Source organism: Helicobacter suis (assembly GCF_902196125.1).
Classification (GTDB): domain Bacteria; phylum Campylobacterota; class Campylobacteria; order Campylobacterales; family Helicobacteraceae; genus Helicobacter; species Helicobacter suis_B.
Window position 1 is genome coordinate 136,810 of sequence record NZ_CABIKG010000001.1, and the last position, 19,700, is coordinate 156,509.

19 protein-coding genes and 1 pseudogene are annotated in these 19,700 nt (G+C 40.5%); 7 read left to right on the forward strand and 13 right to left on the reverse strand.

The window, feature by feature from the left end:
- From G6Q00_RS00670 to G6Q00_RS00700, 7 genes are read right to left on the reverse strand one after another with little or no spacing between them, the layout of a single operon-like run.
- Entirely contained in the window at window positions 1-795 is a 795-nt protein-coding gene (locus tag G6Q00_RS00670) for a shikimate dehydrogenase (RefSeq protein ID WP_163531556.1), read from the reverse strand.
- Entirely contained in the window at window positions 795-1,418 is a 624-nt protein-coding gene (locus G6Q00_RS00675; protein WP_163531557.1) for an SH3 domain-containing protein, read from the reverse strand. Before G6Q00_RS00675 ends, G6Q00_RS00670 begins: the two co-directional genes overlap by 1 nt.
- Window positions 1,419-1,425: 7 nt before the next feature.
- Window positions 1,426-2,397: a phosphoribosylformylglycinamidine cyclo-ligase gene (gene purM, locus G6Q00_RS00680; RefSeq protein ID WP_163531558.1), complete on the reverse strand. Its 972-nt coding sequence runs from the start codon at window positions 2,395-2,397 to the stop codon at window positions 1,426-1,428.
- Window positions 2,398-3,462 (reverse strand): microcin C ABC transporter permease YejB, encoded by a 1,065-nt coding sequence (locus G6Q00_RS00685; RefSeq protein WP_163531559.1) that lies wholly within the window; start codon window positions 3,460-3,462, stop codon window positions 2,398-2,400.
- Entirely contained in the window at window positions 3,463-5,250 is a 1,788-nt protein-coding gene (locus G6Q00_RS00690; protein WP_205426421.1) for an extracellular solute-binding protein, read from the reverse strand.
- Window positions 5,247-6,185: a tryptophan--tRNA ligase gene (gene trpS / locus G6Q00_RS00695; RefSeq protein WP_240330905.1), complete on the reverse strand. Its 939-nt coding sequence runs from the start codon at window positions 6,183-6,185 to the stop codon at window positions 5,247-5,249. The genes G6Q00_RS00690 and trpS overlap by 4 nt, the downstream gene beginning before the upstream one ends.
- A 38-nt stretch (window positions 6,186-6,223) precedes the next feature.
- Window positions 6,224-7,012: a methyltransferase domain-containing protein gene (locus G6Q00_RS00700; protein ID WP_240330901.1), complete on the reverse strand. Its 789-nt coding sequence runs from the start codon at window positions 7,010-7,012 to the stop codon at window positions 6,224-6,226.
- 4 nt (window positions 7,013-7,016) lie between these two features.
- Here G6Q00_RS00700 and secG point away from each other — a divergent pair.
- From secG to G6Q00_RS00725, 5 genes and pseudogenes are all read left to right on the forward strand, one after another.
- Window positions 7,017-7,433 (forward strand): annotated as a pseudogene (gene secG / locus G6Q00_RS00705) (preprotein translocase subunit SecG); the annotation flags it as partial.
- A gap of 11 nt (window positions 7,434-7,444) precedes the next feature.
- Window positions 7,445-8,002 (forward strand): ribosome recycling factor, encoded by a 558-nt coding sequence (gene frr, locus G6Q00_RS00710; protein ID WP_163531561.1) that lies wholly within the window; start codon window positions 7,445-7,447, stop codon window positions 8,000-8,002.
- On the forward strand, window positions 8,002-8,601 hold the full coding sequence (gene pyrE / locus G6Q00_RS00715; protein ID WP_163531562.1) for an orotate phosphoribosyltransferase: 600 nt from the start codon (window positions 8,002-8,004) through the stop codon (window positions 8,599-8,601). Before frr ends, pyrE begins: the two co-directional genes overlap by 1 nt.
- Window positions 8,591-9,013, forward strand: coding sequence for an RDD family protein (locus tag G6Q00_RS00720; RefSeq protein ID WP_163531563.1), 423 nt, complete (start codon window positions 8,591-8,593; stop codon window positions 9,011-9,013). Before pyrE ends, G6Q00_RS00720 begins: the two co-directional genes overlap by 11 nt.
- Before the next feature lie 97 nt (window positions 9,014-9,110).
- On the forward strand, window positions 9,111-9,674 hold the full coding sequence (locus G6Q00_RS00725) for a hypothetical protein (RefSeq protein ID WP_240330902.1): 564 nt from the start codon (window positions 9,111-9,113) through the stop codon (window positions 9,672-9,674).
- A 33-nt stretch (window positions 9,675-9,707) separates the two neighbouring features.
- Here the strand turns inward: G6Q00_RS00725 and G6Q00_RS00730 are convergent, their stop codons facing one another.
- The 6 genes from G6Q00_RS00730 to G6Q00_RS00755 are packed head-to-tail and all read right to left on the reverse strand — an operon-like array spanning window position 9,708 to window position 15,655.
- Window positions 9,708-10,310: a glutamine amidotransferase-related protein gene (locus G6Q00_RS00730; protein WP_163531564.1), complete on the reverse strand. Its 603-nt coding sequence runs from the start codon at window positions 10,308-10,310 to the stop codon at window positions 9,708-9,710.
- Window positions 10,307-11,809: an anthranilate synthase component I gene (gene trpE, locus G6Q00_RS00735; RefSeq protein ID WP_163531565.1), complete on the reverse strand. Its 1,503-nt coding sequence runs from the start codon at window positions 11,807-11,809 to the stop codon at window positions 10,307-10,309. The genes G6Q00_RS00730 and trpE overlap by 4 nt, the downstream gene beginning before the upstream one ends.
- Window positions 11,810-11,824: 15 nt before the next feature.
- Window positions 11,825-12,352: an inorganic diphosphatase gene (ppa, locus tag G6Q00_RS00740; protein WP_163531566.1), complete on the reverse strand. Its 528-nt coding sequence runs from the start codon at window positions 12,350-12,352 to the stop codon at window positions 11,825-11,827.
- An 8-nt stretch (window positions 12,353-12,360) separates the two neighbouring features.
- A complete protein-coding gene (locus tag G6Q00_RS00745; RefSeq protein WP_163531567.1) occupies window positions 12,361-12,930 on the reverse strand; it encodes an adenylate kinase in 570 nt (189 codons plus the stop codon).
- Window positions 12,931-12,939: 9 nt separating this feature from the next.
- Window positions 12,940-14,691 (reverse strand): aspartate--tRNA ligase, encoded by a 1,752-nt coding sequence (gene aspS, locus G6Q00_RS00750; RefSeq protein ID WP_205426422.1) that lies wholly within the window; start codon window positions 14,689-14,691, stop codon window positions 12,940-12,942.
- Window positions 14,692-14,707: 16 nt separating this feature from the next.
- Window positions 14,708-15,655 (reverse strand): chemotaxis protein, encoded by a 948-nt coding sequence (locus G6Q00_RS00755; RefSeq protein ID WP_163498404.1) that lies wholly within the window; start codon window positions 15,653-15,655, stop codon window positions 14,708-14,710.
- Window positions 15,656-15,720: 65 nt separating this feature from the next.
- On the opposite strand from G6Q00_RS00755, the gene ligA reads away from it, so the two are divergent.
- Window positions 15,721-18,009, forward strand: a complete 2,289-nt coding sequence (ligA, locus tag G6Q00_RS00760) for an NAD-dependent DNA ligase LigA (RefSeq protein ID WP_163531568.1) — start codon at window positions 15,721-15,723, stop codon at window positions 18,007-18,009.
- 494 nt (window positions 18,010-18,503) lie between these two features.
- Window positions 18,504-18,644: a bacteriocin gene (locus G6Q00_RS00765; protein WP_163531569.1), complete on the forward strand. Its 141-nt coding sequence runs from the start codon at window positions 18,504-18,506 to the stop codon at window positions 18,642-18,644.
- The last annotated feature ends 1,056 nt before the right edge of the window (window positions 18,645-19,700 follow it).

Below are 19,700 nucleotides of genomic sequence, written 5' to 3' on the forward strand. Positions count from 1 at the left end.
TTATTTCAACACCTCTTGCATAGTCTGTAAAATCACTCCAAAGGGGAGTTTGTGATCACAAAAATATAAAAAACTTAGCGCTGCTTGGGCAATAAGCATGGTCTTGCCATCTAAAGTGATGAGTCCTTTTTGTTTAGCCAGATTTAAAAAGGGCGTGTGCTGATAAATCAAATCATAAGCAAGAGTGGCACGCTCAAAGAGAGCTTTTAAAATTTCTACATTGCAAGGTAAACTAGGTTCTTTAAGGCCTGCGGTAGTGGTGTTTACAAGAAGATCATAGGGCTTGATCTTAAAATCTTGAGGGGTAAAACAGTTTAAACCCAAAGCTTTAAAATAGTCTAATTTGGGGGTACTTCGGTTGAGAATTTCTACCTGGACATGGCAAGAGAGAAGGGCATGAACTATAGCTCTTGCACTCCCCCCTGCACCTAAAATAAGCGCGTTTTGTAATGTTTGATTCTTTAGTGGGTATAAAAAGCCCTCTACATCGGTGTTATAGCCCACAATCTGCCCACCCTCAAGTACCCATGTATTCACCGCCCCTATTTCTTGAGCAACGCCTTTTACAACATCGCTACAAATAAAGGCTTTTTCTTTAAAAGGGGTGGTGATATTAGCCCCGCTTAAACCAAGTTCTAAAAATTTTTCTTTAAGATTAGCGTTTTTATCTAGTAAAAGGGGGTGGTAGCTGCCTTTAAACTTAAGTTCTTTTTCAAAGCGCAAAAACACCGCATTATGCAACAAAGGCGATTTAGAATGCGCAATGGGGTTACCAAAAACACCAAAGAGGCGCATTATTTTTCTTTGAGTAGATGTAAAAATACCCAGCCACTTTTAACCCGTCCCCAGCCATGCTTAATTTCTAATACATGCACTTCCTGACCGCGCAAAATTTTAGCCACCACTTTAGAATGCGTGCTAGGTTGCAAGCGTACATTAACCACACTATAAACTACATAGTAAGTTTTATAGGAGGGTTCAATATTTTCTGGAGGTGGGGTTGGAGTTAGAGGTGGGTTTGGAGCTGGGGTTGGGGCTTGGACTGGAGTTGGATTTGGATTTGGAGTTGGGGTTGGGTTTGGATTTGGAGCTGGAGGCGAGGCGACTTGATTTTGTGGGGAGGCTTGTGGTTGGTTTGTGGTTGGCTTAGGATTTGGCACTTCTGTATCTTGGTTTTGTGGTGTTTCTTGGGAGTTTTGTGGGGGGTTTTCTTGGGTTTTAGCTGGTTTTAAATTGGGTGTGGTGGTTTCTGTAGTCTTTGTAGTTTTAGTAGTCTTAATAGAGGAGGACTCTATAGGGGTTTGTTTATTTTGCTGTAGGTGGTGTAGACCTATAAAGGTTGCTACATAAAAAGCTAATAATAGTAGCAAAACCCCACAAGCAAACCCATATAGTTTTAAATAAACTTTGAGTGCCATGATCACCTCATATAAATTTAATTCTTTCTGATGCTAAAACCACTTCCCCTAAATAAAACCCCCCCACCGCGCACAGGGCTTTAAAATGCATAGGCGCAACCACCCCAACCATTCCAACCCCCATATTAAACACCCGCAAACATTCCTCTAAAGGCACTAGAGACTTTAACCAGTTAAAAATGGGCATCTGTGGGAGATTTTTAAGCTCTATCACAGCCCCAAGAGAGGGAGGCAAAATACGGGGTAAATTATACACCAATCCCCCGCCAGTAATATGGGCAAGGGCGCGGATTTTAGATCGCAATTTGAGTAAATGCCCATAAAGCCGTGTGGGGGTTAAAAGAATCTCTAATAAGCTTTGATTATCTAAATGTGTGGGGGGTTTTTGTGTCTTTAGCAAATGGCGCACTAAAGAAAAACCGTTACTGTGTAGCCCACTGCTTGCAAAGCCTACCAAAATATCCCCCGCCTTTATCTGATCTATTTGGGGTAAATTGCGCTTTTCTACCACCCCCACACAAAAACCAGCCAAATCAAAAGCCCCCCTTGTATAAAAACCCTTCATCTGCGCACTCTCTCCGCCTAAAAGCGCACATTCTGCTAATTTACAGCCCCTTACAATGCCCTCTAAAATTTCTAAGGCTTGGTTTTGGTTGAGTTTAGGGGTGGCGTAATAATCTAAAAAGAAAAGAGGTTTAGCAAAGCTACAGAGTAAATCATTAGTATTCATCGCCACTAAATCTAACCCAATCTGGCTTAGTTTTTTAGCTTGAGAAGCTAGAAGTAATTTAGAACCCACCCCATCGCTGCAGGCAATGAGTACCGGCTCTTTTAAATCTGTAGGCAAAGCATAGGCCCCAAAAAATCCCCCCACTCCCTGTAAAACCTGCGGGTTATAGGTTTGCTCCGCTAAGGGTTTAAGAGATTGTACAAAATCCTGTGCCCCCTTTAAATCCACCCCGCTTTGTTGATAAAGCATTTAGCGCCTTTCAAAATCAATACGCGGATCAACTAAAGTATAGGTTAAATCGCTAATTAGATTGATCAAAAGCCCTAAAAGTGTAAAAATATAAAGCGAGCCAAAGACCACAGGATAATCACGACTCATCAAACTATCAAAACTAAGTAGCCCTAGCCCATCTAAACTAAAAATAATTTCAATAAGCAAACTCCCGCTAAAAAACATGCCCAAAAACGCCCCCGGGAAACTAGAAATCACTAAAAGCATTGCGTTTCTAAAAACATGCCCATAAAAAATACGGCCTTCACTTGCGCCTTTAGCCCGCGCGCTGATAAGATACAGTTTACCCATTTCATCTAAAAAGGAATTTTTCACTAAAAGCGTGAGGCTAGCAAACCCGCCAATGCTCATGCAAAGCACCGGTAAACTAATGTGCCATAAATAATCCTTGATTTTTCCTAAAGTGCTTAGAGTCTCAAAATTATCGCTCACTAAGCCCTTGAGTGGAAAGATTTGCCAGTAAGTCCCTGAGGCAAAAAGCACAATTAAAATTAAGGCAAATAAAAAGGCGGGGATAGCATTAGCTATGACAATAGCAATACTACTCATGGCATCTATTTGTGAATTATTATGCCTTGCTTTGTAAATGCCAAGCGGGATAGAAAGCAGGTAGATTAGTAGAGTACTAAAAAAACCTAGCGAGATAGAGACGGGTAATTTTTCTTTGATTAGATCAACCACGCTAATTTGGCGATAAAAGCTCTGTCCAAAGTCAAAGCACACATATTTTTTAAGCATAATAAGATAGCGCTCCCATAAGGGTTTATCAAAACCATAAAGTTTAGTGAGCTCTAAATAAAGCGCGCTATCCATGCCCAAACCCCCTTTATAAGCGCTCTCTTTGAGTTGTTGATCGCGCAAAGAAATATTGCTGCTCTCTTGGTTAGAGGCATTGCTTAATTTAGCCATCATTTGTTCTACAGGACCACCTGGTGCACTTTGGATAATAAAAAAATTAATTGTAATGATCCCCCATAAAGTAGGGATAATCAACAAAAGCCGTTTAAGAATATAAGAGAGCATTTAAGGTTTCTTTTCTAAATTTTTATCCCACCACAAATAAGGCGAAAAGCCATAGGGGGGATTTTTAAGCATGCCAATTTTATCCCAGTAAGCAATGCGCCAAAAAGAAGCGTGGTAGTGAGGGATCACATAAAACCCCCAGAGTAAAACCCGATCAAGGGCGCGTACAGTGGCAATTTGGCTAGTTCGATCCTTAGCGCTAATAATAGAGTTAATTAAAGAATCAATTACCGGACTAGCAATACCGGCATAATTATAACTCCCCTCTTGTTTGGCGCTAGCACTCCCCCAAAAATAGCGTTGTTCATTGCCCGGAAAAAGTGATTGTCCAATAGCCCCCACCACCATATCAAAATCAAATTTCTTTAAACGGCCCATGTACTGGCTTAAATCTACTTTTTGAATCAGTAGATGGATACCTAGTACTTTTAAATTTTTAGCATAGGCTAGAGCTAGGCGCTCAAAGGCTTGGTTATTAAGTAAAAGTGTGAAAATAAAGGGCTTTTTAGTTTTTGCATTGATGAGTTGATTATTGCGCACTACATAACCTGCCTGTTTTAAAAGTGCTTGGGCGTATTTGAGATTTTCACGCCGATTCTCCCCTAATTTTTGCGCCCCATCGCTACGAGGGATCAAATAGGGGCTTGTAAAAATACGCGGGTTATACTCATTGAGGGCTTTTTTATAGCGCTCTAAGATTTGTAGCTCCTCACCTTGAGGCAAACCCCTAGAGGCAAAGATAGAATTACTAAAATAGCTCTTGGTACGGGTGTACTGTGAAAAAAAGAGATTACGGTTAGCCCATTCAAAATCAAAGGCATAAAAGAGAGCTTCTCTAACGCGCAAATCCTTAAAAAGCTCCCTGCGGGTGTTCATAAAAAACCCTTGCATGCCTGCCGGTAAAGCGTGTTCTAAGCGCTTTTTAATGATCTTGCCCTCTTTAATGCCCTTGCCTACATAGCTGCGCGCCCAAACTTTAGCCGCGCTCTCCATGCGCCAATCATACGCCCCGCTTAAAAAAGCCTGCAAGGCCACCGAATCGTCTTTGTAATAATCAAAGCGGATTGTATCAAAGTTGTATAACCCCCTTTGGGTGGGCAGATTTTGAGCCCAGTAGTGTTTATTGCGTGTGTAGGTGATTTGCTTGCCAATGCTAAAGGATTGGATTGTATAAGGCCCACTAGAAACAGGGACTAAAAGCGGATTTTTATCAAAGCCATATTTTGTAAAAAAGTGTTTGGGTAGAATTTGGAGTTGCCCTAAAATTAGGGGTAATTCTCTATTATGGCTATCTTTAAAGATAAATTTAACATGGTGATCATCTAGCACTAGCGCTTCTTTAACATCGCCATAATATTGCCTAAAAACCGGACTCCCCTTTTGTATCAAAATATCAAAGCTGTATTTGACATCTGTAGCCAAAATAGGCACTCCATCGCTAAAACGCGCGCGATCATCAATGGTAAAAATCACAAAGCTATGATCAGGGGCTACTTGAATGTCTTTAGCAATGAGGGCATACTCGGCGTAAGGTTCATCTAGGCTTTGAGCTAGCAGGGTATCATAAAGTAAATCCAGCCCGCTAGCCTTGCTACCCTTAAGTACAAAAGGATTAAGGCTATCAAAAGTACCCAGCGCATAACTTCTTAAAATCCCGCCTTTGGGGGCGTTAGCATTGGCATAGTCAAAGTGCGTAAAATTTTTGCTATATTTAGCAGGCTCACTTAGAGAAATAAAGGGCGCAGCGTTTAAGGGCAAAAGCAAAAATAAAACAATTGAGTATTTCATAATAAACCCATTAATTGCTTAGCTCTCTGGTAGGTTTGTTTAGCTAGTGGGGCAATATTTTCTTTACCCTTTTTTAAAATATCTAAAACATAGGCTGAATCTTTTTGCAATCTTTCATAATTTTGCTGGATAGGGCGCAGGGTATCAATTACAACCTCAGTTAAGGCCTTTTTAAAATCGCCATAACCCTTGCCCTCAAATTCAATCTCTATTTCTGATTGGGATTTTGCACTCAAAAGGCTATAGATGTTAAGAAGGTTATAAATCCCCGGACGCGATTGATCAAAAACTAGCGTACCTACTGAATCTGTAGTCGCCTTTTTGATCTTTTTAATAATACTCTGCTCACTATCTAACAAAAATAAAGCATGGAAAGTCCCCTTGTTAGATTTACTCATTTTTACACTTGGATCATCTAGCCCCATTACACGCGCGCCTTGAGTAGCAATTAAGGGCTCAGGCACTTTAAAACATGGCCCAAAATCGCGGTTAAACTTAATGGCTAAATTTCTAGCTAATTCTAAATGTTGTTTTTGATCCGCGCCTACAGGTACAGCATCTGTTTGGTAAAGCAAAATATCAGCAGCCATAAGCACCGGATAATTAAACAACCCCACCCCGATATTTTCCTCTTTGGCGCTTTTATCTTTAAATTGAGTCATGCGGCTTAATTCGCCCATGCTAGCAATGCAATCTAAAAGCCAAGTGAGCGCCCCATGCTCTTCTATTTGGCTTTGGATAAAAAGGGTGGATTTATCCGGATCAATCCCGCAAGCTAAAAGCATGCTAGCCATCTCTAAAGTTTGTTTGTACAAATTCTTAGGGTCTTGGGGCAAAGTGATAGCATGGGAGTTGACAATACAAAAAATGGCCTCGTAACTATCTTGCATACTCACCCAGTGCTTGATCGCGCCTAAATAATTGCCCAAATGCATGCCCCCAGTAGGCTGGATACCTGAAAAAACCCGCTTTCTTATCTCTGTGCTATGCAAAACACTACCTCGTAATCTAAAGTTTTAAGGGGGATTTGTTTTAACGCCTTTTTTTGTGCATAAGACAAACCCCCGCCTCCAAGTAACCCTCCAAATTTAAGCTGCTCAAGTAACTCTTGTCTGTTTTGAAAATGCTGGGCGAAATGTTGAGTCCACATTTTGTACTTAAACTGATTAAAACTACGCTCTAAAATGGCTTTTGTTTGCTCTTGTGATCGCAAAGGTGATTGTGTGCCTAAAAAGGCATGCAGGGCGTGTAAACTTCTATTTGTGTGCACAGCTAAAGCGATATTTGTACTCTGCAAACAAAGGCGTATGCATAAAGATTCGAGTTGCTTAGCCCACTGCAAAGAGGAGCTAGCAATGATTAAATCACAGGGGCTTAAAAGAATGTTCTCAAAATCTGCACAGATAAGAGAGACTTTTTGTACGCCCTCTATACTTTGCGGGTGCTCGGTGAGCATTTCTAGGCAAATATCTATGCCTATAAATTCGTGGGCAGAAAGATTAAAGCGGGAAAATTGTTTGATCACATTGCCACTCCCACAGCCTAAATCAAGCACGCGTGCATAAGAACGGCCGGCTAAATGGCTTAATAATTGGCTGATGATTCGATCTTGCACATGGCAATAGTGCGCATAACTTTTTGCAACCCGGTTAAAAGAGTGGCACACCACTTCACCCAACTCACACCCCTTAAAAGTATCAAACTCTAATTTTAATAAATTTTTGCTAAGATCGCCTTTTAACCCTAGTAGATTTTGGAGCACGCGTTTGAGTAGTCTGCTTTTGATTTTACAGATTGTTTTGGCTGTACTGATTGTGATCGTCGTGTTATTACAAAAAAGCTCTAGTATCGGTTTAGGGGCTTATAGCGGGAGTAATGAATCGCTTTTTGGGGCAAAAGGTCCAGCTAGCTTTTTGGCTAAACTAACCATGTTTTTAGGTTTTCTCTTTCTCTCTAACACCATTGCGCTAGGTTATTTTTACAACAAGGAATATAATATTAGCATTTTAGATAGAGCGCCTAAAAACTCTTTAAGCCCGGCTCCCTTAGTACCCCAAAACCCTAACTCTAACCCTTTAAATAACCCCTTATTAACCCCGCCCCCTGCTGGTCCTCTTGTGCCTAAGAAATCAGAAGGTTTAATACCTACACCAAAGCAAACTCCCCAAAAACCCCCTCAAAGTAAAGGACTTTAATGTTAGATGCCATTTATCAGCATAGCCAAGAGCAAATGCAAAAGAGTTTGCAATCTCTTTTAAAAGATTTTACAACCCTGCGCAGTGGCAAGGTTTCTATTAATCTGCTTGAACATGTACGCGTTGATTATTATAACTCCCCAACCCCGCTTAATCAAGTGGCCTCTATTCTCTCAACAGATGCCTCTACCCTTACAATCACGCCTTGGGAAAAGGGTTTGCTTAAAGAAATTGAGCGGGCTTTGCAAGAGGCTAATTTGGGGGTTAATCCTAATAATGATGGGGAAACTATTAAGCTTTTTTTCCCCCCTATGACAAGCGAGCAACGCAAAGAAATTGCTAAAGAAGCTAAGGCTATGGGTGAAAAGGCTAAGGTAGCGGTGCGCAATATCCGCCAAGATGCCAATAACCAGATTAAAAAACTAGAAAAAGAGAAAAGCATTAGTGCAGATGAGAATAAAAAGGCTTTAGCTGAGGTACAAAAACACACCGACGCCTTTATTAATAAGATCGAGCAGGCGGTTAAGGCTAAAGAAGAAGAGGTACTTAAACTTTAATGGATATCCGGCAAATTTATAAAGATTGTGGGGCGCTTTTGGAGGGGCATTTTTTACTTAGTAGTGGCAACCACTCTAATTTTTATCTCCAATCAGCAAAGGTCCTAGAATACCCAAGACTAGCTGAGAAACTTGCCAAAGCTCTAGCGCAAAAAATCATACACGCCCATTTAAAAGTAGAAAGCATTTGTTCGCCAGCATTAGGGGGGATTTTAGCGGGTTATGAATTAGCTAGGGCTCTTGGTGTGCGCTTTATTTTTACCGAACGGGTAAAAGGAGAGATGACACTTAGACGGGGTTTTTCTGTCAAAGAAGGCGAAAAGTTTTTAATCTGTGAGGATATTATCACAACGGGCGGATCGGCTTTGGAGTCTAGTCTTTGTTTGCAAAATCTAGGGGCGCGGGTAGTGGGTTTTGCTAGTTTAGCTAATAGAGGCATCTGTACCCCTGATTCTAATTTGCATAATAATCCTGCTTGTAAACTCCCCTCTTTGCCTTTCTTCACCCTAGAAAATTTTGATTTTCCCATGTATTCTCCTGATGTTTGCCCGCTGTGTGCTCATTCCTCTCCAGTTAAACCGGGTAGCCGTGGGCTTTAAACAGACAATCCAGTCTTTACATGTAGGCTTGCGGCTTAAGGCCTTTATCACCGATGTTTTTATGATCTACACCCCCCTTTTATATATCACCACCTACTTTATTCTAGGCTCAGCACAGGCCTTTAGAGAAAACCAAATAGCTATTTTTGCCTGTGTATGCATATACGGGCTCATTTCTGCGCTTTTTTTAAGTTTGAGCGCTCAAACCCCGGGACTGCGCTATGTGGGCTTAGAACTTGTTAGAAAAGATCACTCCCGCGTGGGGTTTATGCAGGCTTTATTGCGCTTTTTTCTCTGGCTTTTGGGGGTGGCTTTGCTTGTGGGTTTGATCTTTCCCTTTATTAGTTCGCAAAAGCGGTTTTTACACGATATTTTATGCGGTACGGATATGATCACTAAAATAAGAGATTAAGTATTGCTTTGATGAGATTAATTGTTATTTTATACCAGAGAGGGTAATATAAAACAGCAGATTTGTATCTGGATATTAATACAATCAAGGAAAAATGATGCGTGTTATTCTGATTTTACTAGGTGTACTTTTGGGGGCGTGTGTTTCTACTCATAAAAAGCAAGCTTTTTTATCTGGCATGCCAAATTGGATGGTACAAGATCAAAGCATGTATGTAACTAGGGGGGTGGATAGTTCCCATGTCATTAATGGAGAGGTGAAAAAATCAGAGGCCATTGCTAGAGAGCGCGCTAGATTCCGCGTAGCAATCCATATTGCCGGCAAAATTAAAGATGTTTTTAAAACTACACAAAATGCCAAGCAAAAACCCTATGATGATGCTATCTTTAAAGAGATCACACAAGCAATTGCTAATAGTTTAGATAAAGAGGAACAATTAGGCGAATACATCAACCCTAATAATCAAGAAGTGTTTATGTTAGTGCGGGTAAATAGCTACAGTGTTACGCGTTTGGGGAGGGGTTTAAGCGAGATTAAAACACTAGATTCTGAAACGATTAAACAAATCATGTTAGGCGTACAAAAGGTCTTTAATGAGGCGGTATTAGAAAAAGACGCAAAATCTAACCACGATTTCACCCAAGATCGCGGTGGGCATTAGAATTTGACCTTTTAAGACTAATGCCACCCCAACCTAAAGAGATTCATGGTTTCTGCTATTATGCATTAAAAAATCTAGGCTTTGTTGGAGTAGTTGCGCGCCTTTTAGCGTCATGATGCTTTCTGGGTGGAATTGGTAAGCTAGGGCTCTATCTTGGGGGTGATAAATCCCCATTATTATATCTTTATAATGTGCAATCACTTGTAAACAACTTGGCAAATTGCTCACCATTAAAGAATGATAGCGCCCCACCTGCAAAGAATAGCCTAGTCCTTTAAAGGGTTCAAAGGGCTCAAGGGTGATAGTTGAGCCCATGCCATGTGCGATCTCTATGCTCCGCACAATTTTTGCCCCATAACTCTCTGCTAAAGCCTGTAAACCTAAACAAATGCCTAAAATCGGGAAATTTCCGCGTACCCGTTTTAAAATAGGCAAGAGCTCTCCAGAATGTTGGGGATCACCTGGACCGGGTGAAATAAAAAGCAAGGGTGTTTCTTTTTCACTCTCCATCATTTTTAAAAGGGTGTCAGCAGGTGTGGTGTTTCTAAAAACTAAAACAGAGTGGCCTAATCCTTCTAAATCATAAACAAGATTATAGGTAAAAGAATCAAAATTATCTAAAAAATAGATTTTCATGCATGCGTCTTTAAAATAGCATCAATTACAGCTCTAGCTTTAGCTTTAGTCTCTGCAATTTCAGCCTCTATTAGACTGCCCAGTACAATACCCGCACCTGCTTGGATAATGGCGCGCTGATCTTGCATGAAGGCGCAGCGAATCACAATGCATGTATCCATCGAGCCATCAGCGCATAAATACCCCACCGATCCGCCATAAGAACCCCGCCGTTTACCCTCAAGTTCTGCAATGAGTTTAAGCGCGGCAATCTTAGGCGCGCCGCTTAAAGTGCCGGCATTCATAAAACTTCTATAGGCATGCAGAGCATCTAATCCTTCTTTAAGTTCGCCTTGCACGCATGAACATAAATGCATGACATGGGCGTATTTTTCTACCTTTAAAAGTTTATTAACAAGTCTGGTATGTGGCTTAGCCACCCTAGCAATATCATTTCTAGCTAAATCTAAAAGCATAATATGCTCCGCGCGCTCTTTAGCATCGCTAAGTAAATCAAGCTCTAAACGGTTATCTAAATCAAAATCAATGCTTCCATCGGGGTTTTTAGCACGGCTACGCGTACCAGCAATGGGATAAATTTGGACTAAATTTGTACAAGCATCGTATTTTAACGCGCTCTCAGGACTAGCCCCAAAAAGGGTAAAATCCTGTGTTTGCATGTAAAACATGTAAGGGCTAGGATTTGTAACTTTGAGGTGGTAATAAGCGCTAAGCGGGTCTTTACACTCTAAATAAAAACTTCTGGAGGGTACGGCTTGGAAGATCTCACCGGCCTTAATTTGCTCTTGAAGTGTGCTAATTATGCGCGCAAAAGCTTCATCGTTACAGTTGGTGCTTAAAGTGGAGTTTTGAGGATAGGTTTTAGGGCTAAATTCTTTAAGAGTTAAAGCCTTTTGCTTGAGTTCTTGGATTTGATTCTCAATAGTAGCTTGGTGTGCTAAATCAAAGCAAGTCCCTAGAATTTGTGTACTTTGCTTTTCATGATCGATAATAACTAAAGTCTCAGCCACATAAAAGAGAAAATCCGGCGCGCTATTATCCTGTACTTTTAAAGTGGGCAAATCTTCAAAAGCGCTAATGAGTTCAAAACCAAAAAGCCCCGCACAAAATAACCCAAAAGGATGGTGGGGTTTGTTAACACATTGAAAAATTTGGCGCAAAACATCTAAGGGACTTGGCATCTTAAGTTTTAAAAACTCATCGTAAAGGGCCGTATTTTTAGGATAATGCAAGCGTAATTGCCCTTCTTGTAAGGGGGTTTTAAAAAGATTAGATAGCTGTTTTAAAAACACCGCTCCATTAGCACTTAGCGCCTCTACTAACACGCATAAATCTAAACAGCTTAGTTTTAAGCAGGCATGAGAGAGGATTAAAGATTTAGTGTGGCGCTTGTTATCCGTCTGAGCACTCTCTAATAAAAGCGTATCAGGGCGCTTTAAAGAGGCATAAAGAGCTAGTGGGTGTTTAATATAGGAAATATGCTCTTCTAAATTAATCAAAACACCCACTCTAAGTTAACCTAAAGTTTGTTGGTAATTTGCAAGCGCTTGGTTAAAAATTTCTTCAGCCTGTGCCTTATTGCCAAAATCCTTAACTTTTACCCATTTTTGGGGTTCTAGGTCTTTATAGGTTTCAAAAAAGTGTTTGATCTTTTGTAGCACAATGGGGGCTAAATCCTCCAAACTTTTAACATGCGCATAACGAGGGTCAATTTTACTAAGCGGCACAGCTAAGAGTTTTTCATCTCCAAGCCCTCCATCTTCCATAATTAACACCCCAATTAAACGGCATTTAATCACACTACCTGCCTGTAAAGGGTCTTCATTGAGTACTAAAATATCTGCTGGATCGCCATCATCACTAAGTGTATGGGGTATAAAGCCATAATTAGCTGGATAGACCATAGATGTAAACATGACTCGATCCACCACCACTGCCCCGCTTTCTTTATCCACTTCGTATTTGATTCGCGATCCATAGGGGATTTCAATAACAGCATTTAACACATCAGCACTACTAACTGGAATTTTTGAGATGTCCATAAATATCCTTAAAGTTGATTTTTAATATAAGTTTCAATATCATTTACAATTTCTGCAACACTGCGTTCCCCATTGATTTCTTGGTGTACCTCTAAAACCTTGTAAAACTCTACAATGCTCTCAATGGGTTTTAAATACACCTGCATGCGGTTATTAAAAACCTCTAGGCTATCATCTCCTCTGGAGCGCCCTAGTACTCTCTCTCTAGCCACAGCCTCGCTAACTTTAACCTCAACCACGCCCTTAAGTTTGACTTCCTCTTGTGCTTTAAGTACGCGATCTAAAGCATGCATTTGTTCTACACTGCGAGGATAACCATCAATAATGATGATCTCTTTAGGGGCATTTTTGATCGCGTGGATAATGGTATCAATCACAATTTCTAAGGGTACTAACTCGCCCTTGCTTGTAAATTGCGCTATGTGCATGCCCCTCTCACTTTGGCTAGCAATTTCTGCGCGTAATAAATCTCCGGTAGAATAATGTACCATAGTATCGCTATTGCGCTCTGCAATGAGTTGTGCGTCTGTGGTCTTGCCACTGCCGGGTGCACCAATGATTAAAAATAATGCTTTCATAGTTATCCTTTAGATTTTTGGGGGTTTAGGGTTTCTTAAACGGATATGTAATTCTCTTAACTGCTCCTCTGAAGCACTACTAGGGGCTTTGCTTAATAAACAAGTGGCTTTTTGGGTCTTAGGAAAAGCAATCACATCACGGATACTAGGCACTTTGGCTAAAAGCATAATGAGTCGATCAAAGCCTATAGCAAAGCCTCCATGGGGAGGCGCGCCATACTGGAGTGCCTCTAATAAAAAGCCAAATTTTTCTTGGGCTTCTTGATTGCTAATGCCTAAAATCTTAAAAACTTCCTTTTGAATAGCCTCTTTATGGATGCGTATACTCCCCCCTCCTAATTCCACTCCATTAAGCACAATATCATAAGCAATAGATTGTATTTGGGTTGGCTCAGCTTCTAAATTTTTAGGCATGGTAAAAGGGTGGTGGGCGGCGCTAAGTTTGCCCTCTATCTCCTCAAACATAGGAAAATCCACAACCCATAGAAAATTAAAAGCCTGAGAATCAATAAGGTTTAAATCCTGCCCTAATTTAAGACGCAAACGCCCCATGTAATCTAAAATGACTCTCTTTTCCCCTGCACCAAAGAATAAAATATCGCCCACTTTAGCCTGAGTGCGTTTAAGAAGTGTCTTTAAAGCAGATTCAGAGATAAATTTCACTAAAGGCCCCTTAGCCCCCTCTTCTTTCACTTGGATATAGGCCAACCCCTTAGCACCAAATTGGCGTACAAATTCCTCAGCCTCACTTAGATACTTACGGCTTAAAAGGCGATCGCCTCCCTCTACTCTTAAAGCCTTAAAGCGGTTGTTGTAAGAATCACTAGCGATCTTTTTAAAAATCTCATTGCTTGAATCTACAAACAAATCCCCCACTTCTACAAGGGGCATTTCAAAGCGCAAATCCGGTTTATCACTCCCATAAGACTCGGTGGCTTCTTGATAGCTCAAGCGTTTAAAGGGAGGGGCAATTTCTACACCCACACAGCTAAAGATCGCTTTTAAAAGTGTTTCAGCCACCTCTATAACATCTTCTTGCGTACAAAAACTCATCTCTACATCAATTTGGGTAAATTCCGGCTGTCTATCTGATCGCAAATCCTCATCTCTAAAACATTTGACAATCTGGTAATAGCGATCCATTCCAGCAACCATTAAGATTTGTTTGAAAAGTTGGGGGCTTTGAGGGAGTGCAAAAAATTGCCCATCGTGTACACGGCTTGGGATTAAAAAGTCTCGCGCGCCCTCAGGGGTTGTTTTAGAAAGCATGGGGGTTTCAATCTCTAAAAAATCTAATGAGTCTAAACAATCGCGCACCGCTTTAGCAACTTTACTGCGCATTTTAAAAATCTCATAAGCCTTAGCAGAGCGCAAATCCAAATAACGATACTGCAAACGCAAATCCTCATTGACACTATTATCACCAATGCTAATAGGGGGGGTTAGGCTCTTATTTTCAATGCATAGATGGCTTAGCACCACTTCAATTTGGCCAGTCTTAAGTTTAGAATTTTGCAAACCCTCTTCTCTAGCGCGCACCACACCCTCAACAATGAGTACATCTTCATGCCTAACTAAACTAGCTTGTTTGTAAGCTTGAGAGTTTGGATCACACACTAGCTGCACCACCCCGCTTTTATCCCTTAGATCAATAAAGATCACCCCCCCATGATCGCGATAATTATGGCACCAACCACAGAGTTTAATATTCTTTTTAATATCACTCAGACCCACCTCTGCACATAACTGCGTCCTTAACATGATTAACCCTTCGCTTTTATTTGAGATATTCTTGTAAGAGTTCTTGGATTTCATCAGGGTGGGATTTGATCACAAACCCATCAGCGTGCAAAGAATCGGCTAATTGTTTATTAGATTCGCTACTCATAGAGGAATTGATGATAACAGGTAAATGTTTAGTTCTAGCATCGGCTTTAATACGCCTAAGCACTTCAAAACCAGAAACCACCGGCATTTCTAAATCTGTTACAACCGCCCCAACTTGATCGATCATGTTTTCAGAAAATAAGCGCTTAAGCAGTACATCGCCATTAGGGAAAGCCTCGTATTTTAAATGCAAACTAGAAATAATTCTTTCCAGACGATGCATAGCCACTTGAGAATCCTCAGCGATAAAAATGAGTTTATCGCTTTTAATGGCATCTACAAACTGGGTTTTAAGTTGATCTAGCTCTTGCATGGCTGGGAAGGTCTCTACTAGCATTTTTTCTACATCTAAGATTTGAATCACGCGATCTTGCTCAAAACGGGTGATCGCACTCACTTTACCACCCGTATTAAACCCCTGTTTATCCCCCACACTCACCTCAGCCCAATTTTTATGCACAATATACTTAATCGCAAAGATTTTAAGCCCCACCACACAGCCTGAAAACTCACACACAACCACTAAATTTTTATCACTCTGTATAGAGGCTTGGCTTAAATCTTGGTTGGGGTATTTAGAATCAAAATATAACCACCGCCTCACATCAATAAAAGGTACAGATTCGCCACGAATGGTTAGAAAACCTAACATCATGCTATCATTCCCCCCCACCGTTTGAGTAACATCTCCATCATAATGGATAATTTCACGGATTTTAAAAATATTAATCGCATACAATTCAGCGTCATTATTAACATCGCTATCTAGGGTAAAACATAAAAACTGGGCTTCATTATTCAGGTGGAGAGAAATGATGCTATCAATGTCGCTAACCAAAGTATTCCTTCTTAAGCTAATCTGACCTAGAATATTAAAATCCTGATTATAGCAAAGACCAGCAAATGATCCAAACTTTTGAGGATTACAAACACTTAGTAGACAAGCTTTGCCAGTACGCCTATCATTACTATGTACTAGCTAGCCCGTTAATTAGCGATGAGATTTACGATCAGCTTTATCGCCAAGTACTAGATTATGAAACCAAATACCCCCAAAATATTTTACCCTATTCACCCACCCAGCGCGTAGGCGGAGCAGTATTACAAACTCTACCCAAACACACCCACAAAGTGCGCATGTGGAGTTTAGAGAATGTTTTTAATTTGCAAGAGTTGCAAGTATGGATTAACCGCATTGTAGAATCTGAGCATACACTTAAATCTAAGGGGCGTATTTCTCAAACATACCCTAGCGCCTCTTTTAGCCGCTTTACTTGTTCGCCTAAACTTGATGGGGCTTCGCTGAATTTATATTATGAAAACGGGCAATTACAAAGTGCGAGCATGCGAGGCAACGGTTTAGAGGGCGAATTAGTAACCCACAATGCTAAGACGATTCACTCAATCCCTTTAATTATTCCCTATACTAAGCCTATTGAGATTCGCGGGGAGGTGGTGTTACAAAGAGAGGATTTTAAAGCCCTTAATGCAGAGCGCCTTAAGCAAAATCTCCCCCTATTTGCTAATGCTAGAAACGCCACTGTAGGAAGTTTGCGCCAACTAGATTCTAAAATTGCAGCCCAAAGAAAACTCACCTTTTACCCTTGGGGTTTAGGATTAGCAGAGGAAAAATACACCAGTTTAAAACAAAGCATGCAAATAATGAAAGATTGGGGGTTTTTGTCTCTGGATTTTGTGCTTTGTGAGAGTGTACAGGCTATTGAAGAGAGCTTTAAACTCTTTCATGCAAGGCGTTATCAATCTATCTTTGATGCTGATGGCATGGTGGTGATGTTAGATGATTTGTATTTACAAAGTATTTTAGGCTTTACAATCAAATCCCCGCGCTTTGGCTTTGCTTATAAATTCCCAGCTACAGAAAAACACACCAAACTTTTAGGCGTTATTAATCAAGTGGGGCGCAGTGGGGCGATCACGCCTGTAGCGCATTTAGAGCCCATTACACTAGAGGGGGCACGCATTTCTAAGGCCACTTTAGATAATTACATTCAAATCCAACAACAAGATTTGATGATCAATGATACAGTGGTGATTGTGCGCAGTGGTGATGTGATTCCTAAAATCATTAAACCCTTAAAACATCTCAGAAATGGCACCCAAAAACCAATTTCGCCCCCCACCCATTGCCCGGTGTGCCAAAGTGTATTGCAAAAACAGCCCTTAAATATATGCCCTCAGTGTAATTTGCCTTTACTCTTAAAAAGCAAGCCTAACTTTTGCCCCACATGCCAAATCTTTTTTAAAAAATACACCCATTGCCCGGTGTGCCAAACTCTTTTAAACAAACAGCATAAAAAATGCCCGCAATGTAAAACTGATCTAACATTTCCTAAACGCTGTTTAAAGTGTGGCAGGGATTTAGAGTTAAGAGAATATTGTTATCGCTGTGATTTAGATTTAAGCCATAAAGATCGCTACCTCTTTTGCCCTAATAAAAATTGCACCGCTAGACTTAAAGAGTCTATCACCTATTTTGCCTCTAAAAATGGGCTAGAAATTAAAGGTTTAGGGGATAAAGTGGTGGCACAATTACTACAAGCAGGGTTAATTAAAGGGGTTGTTGATCTTTATAGCCTAGAGGAAAAAGCCTTGCTTAATTTAGAGGGTTGGCAACAAAAAAAGGCACAAAATTTATTGCAAGCCATTATTCAAAGTAAGCATGCGCCCTTATGGCGTTTTATTAGCGCTCTTGGGATTGAACACATTGGTAAGGGGGCGAGTAAAACTCTAGCGCAGCATTTTGGGTTAGAGGTGTTTGATAAAACTTATGAGGAAATTGCTAGCTTAGAGGGGTTTGGTGGCAAAGGGCTAAAAGAGGAGGAGAAAAAAATAGCCGCTTCTTTTGTGCGCTTTGTAAAAGAAAATAAGGGTTTCATTGAACAACTTTTAACTCTTATAAACCCCATAGCCTCAGAGAAAAAAGCAACCCCCTCTTTTTTTAAAGATAAAAAGATCGTGATTACAGGTAGTTTAAAAAGTTCGCGTGCAGAAATTACTACCTTGCTTGAAAATCTAGGCGCACATGTACAAACTGGGGTGAGTTCTAAGACAGATTTACTTATCTGTGGGGAAAACCCCGGGAGTAAATTACAAAAGGCTAAAAAGCTAGGGGTGGAGGTAATGGAGGAAATAGCCTTTTTAGAACGGCTTAAAAGTGAGGGGCGGGTTTAAAATTAAACCCTAACAAACACAACCCTAACACCCTCGATTATAGCCTCTCCAACTATAGCCTTTTAAACTAACCTGTCAAGTTGCTAAGGCCTTTGAGTTCTTAACTATGTTTTTGGGGGGTTATTTAGTGGTTTTGTGTGGCTCTATGTGGCTTTATTAATATAGTATGGCTATATTTTTAAGTGTGCTAGCGCTCCTATCTAACCCCCTAAACCCCCTTAAACTTAAACCACTTAAGCTTAGCGCCTTTGTATTTTTTTGTATTTCACTTTATAATTTCTAGTTCTGTGCTAACTCTCGCTAGGTGTGCCAACTTTAACCCTTTGCTTAAAACTTTTAAAAGATAATCGCCCATAACTTCTGCCCCGATATAGCCAATCCCACCGGATACAGCGGTACACAAGCCTAGTGGCAAAGAAGTGTAAGGTGTACCGGGCAGTCATTAGCAAAGATAACGCAATTAATGATCCTAACTATATCCCAAGTTGGCTACAATGAGGGTGGCGCTAGATTTTGAAACCTTTAAAACTTTAAGTTTTGAGGAGTTGCGTACCATTTATGGGGGAAAGCGTGTGCGCTTGATTTATCATAAACGCCTTAAAGGCCGCCGCCATAGCCATAACCTCAAGGGCTAAAGATCGCGCTTAAAGTTGCTATGTATTAACAATGGCTAGGCTTGCTAAAAATTAAGCCTTAGCCTTTGAGCGCCATACTTGCTAAAGCTAGGGCTTTATGGCGCAATTGGTAAAAATCAAAGAGATCATTAGCCAAAATTAGTTTTAAGTGTTTAAGCCTTTGGGGGTGATCTAAAAAGCGGAAGCTATTCCCGTTTTCTAGTTTTTCAATGCCTAATCAATGGTTTTTAATCCCATTCAATGCCTAATCAATGGCATTTAATGGTTATTCAATGCTTTTTATTGATTATTCAACGCTAAGTATTGAATAATTCAACGCCCATTGAATAGCTATTAAATGGGCATTAAATAGAAAGCAATCGCGCCTTTTGGTGGTTTTTAGCACTTTCTACAATGTATACGGGCGCTGATCACAAAAGCGGGGTACTCACTCTACCCGCTACAAGTGGGGGTTTCTGCCAAAGGTTTAAATAGGAGGCAATCGCGCCTTTTAAGCTACGCCCATCAATTTGGGATAATCGGTTGCTCATTTTGAAAATCTTACAGGCGCGTCTAAGATTATACATAACGCTAGAAATGAGTTTCGCATAATCCCCAAAAAGTAGGCTCAAATCTTACGCGCTCGTGAAACTCATACTTTAAACTAATACGGCTATAAAGCTGGAGTAATTCCCCTTTTTGCCCTTTAAATTAGTCAGTAGCTGGGGAGTGCCGGTTAAAATCATCAAAACTTTTATAAAGTCTACAATGTGCCCTAATGGGCTAGCGCTCCCCCGCTACTGCTACTAAAGATGTACGCCTATCAACATCAATCTAGCAAATCCAAAACCCCTTAATACACTTCACTAACTAGGCCAATTTCCTAGCTTTGATCGCACACTACCAGCAAAGGCGCGTACCTTTGTGTAGGGCTTTTAGAATATCTCTTTTTTTCAAGTACTGGCATAACAACACGCTTTGTAACTGCCTATCCTTCTTAATTAACTTATCACACCACAACATGAAATTATTAAAGCTATGTTGGAAGTCAGGCCGTTTTTCTCTTTCAAGCTCCAT

Bases quoted from the DNA above. Each gene is read 5' to 3' on its own strand.
- ligA (WP_163531568.1), top strand. From the start codon at position 15,721: ATGATCCAAACTTTTGAGGATTACAAACACTTAGTAGACAAGCTTTGC.
- G6Q00_RS00690 (WP_205426421.1), bottom strand. From the start codon at position 5,250: ATGAAATACTCAATTGTTTTATTTTTGCTTTTGCCCTTAAACGCTGCG.
- G6Q00_RS00670 (WP_163531556.1), bottom strand. From the start codon at position 795: ATGCGCCTCTTTGGTGTTTTTGGTAACCCCATTGCGCATTCTAAATCG.
- frr (WP_163531561.1), top strand. From the start codon at position 7,445: ATGTTAGATGCCATTTATCAGCATAGCCAAGAGCAAATGCAAAAGAGT.
- G6Q00_RS00675 (WP_163531557.1), bottom strand. From the start codon at position 1,418: ATGGCACTCAAAGTTTATTTAAAACTATATGGGTTTGCTTGTGGGGTT.
- G6Q00_RS00745 (WP_163531567.1), bottom strand. From the start codon at position 12,930: ATGAAAGCATTATTTTTAATCATTGGTGCACCCGGCAGTGGCAAGACC.
- G6Q00_RS00765 (WP_163531569.1), top strand. From the start codon at position 18,504: ATGAGGGTGGCGCTAGATTTTGAAACCTTTAAAACTTTAAGTTTTGAG.
- G6Q00_RS00725 (WP_240330902.1), top strand. From the start codon at position 9,111: ATGCGTGTTATTCTGATTTTACTAGGTGTACTTTTGGGGGCGTGTGTT.
- pyrE (WP_163531562.1), top strand. From the start codon at position 8,002: ATGGATATCCGGCAAATTTATAAAGATTGTGGGGCGCTTTTGGAGGGG.
- purM (WP_163531558.1), bottom strand. From the start codon at position 2,397: ATGCTTTATCAACAAAGCGGGGTGGATTTAAAGGGGGCACAGGATTTT.
- G6Q00_RS00685 (WP_163531559.1), bottom strand. From the start codon at position 3,462: ATGCTCTCTTATATTCTTAAACGGCTTTTGTTGATTATCCCTACTTTA.
- trpS (WP_240330905.1), bottom strand. From the start codon at position 6,185: ATGCATTTGGGCAATTATTTAGGCGCGATCAAGCACTGGGTGAGTATG.
- ppa (WP_163531566.1), bottom strand. From the start codon at position 12,352: ATGGACATCTCAAAAATTCCAGTTAGTAGTGCTGATGTGTTAAATGCT.
- aspS (WP_205426422.1), bottom strand. From the start codon at position 14,691: ATGTTAAGGACGCAGTTATGTGCAGAGGTGGGTCTGAGTGATATTAAA.
- G6Q00_RS00730 (WP_163531564.1), bottom strand. From the start codon at position 10,310: ATGAAAATCTATTTTTTAGATAATTTTGATTCTTTTACCTATAATCTT.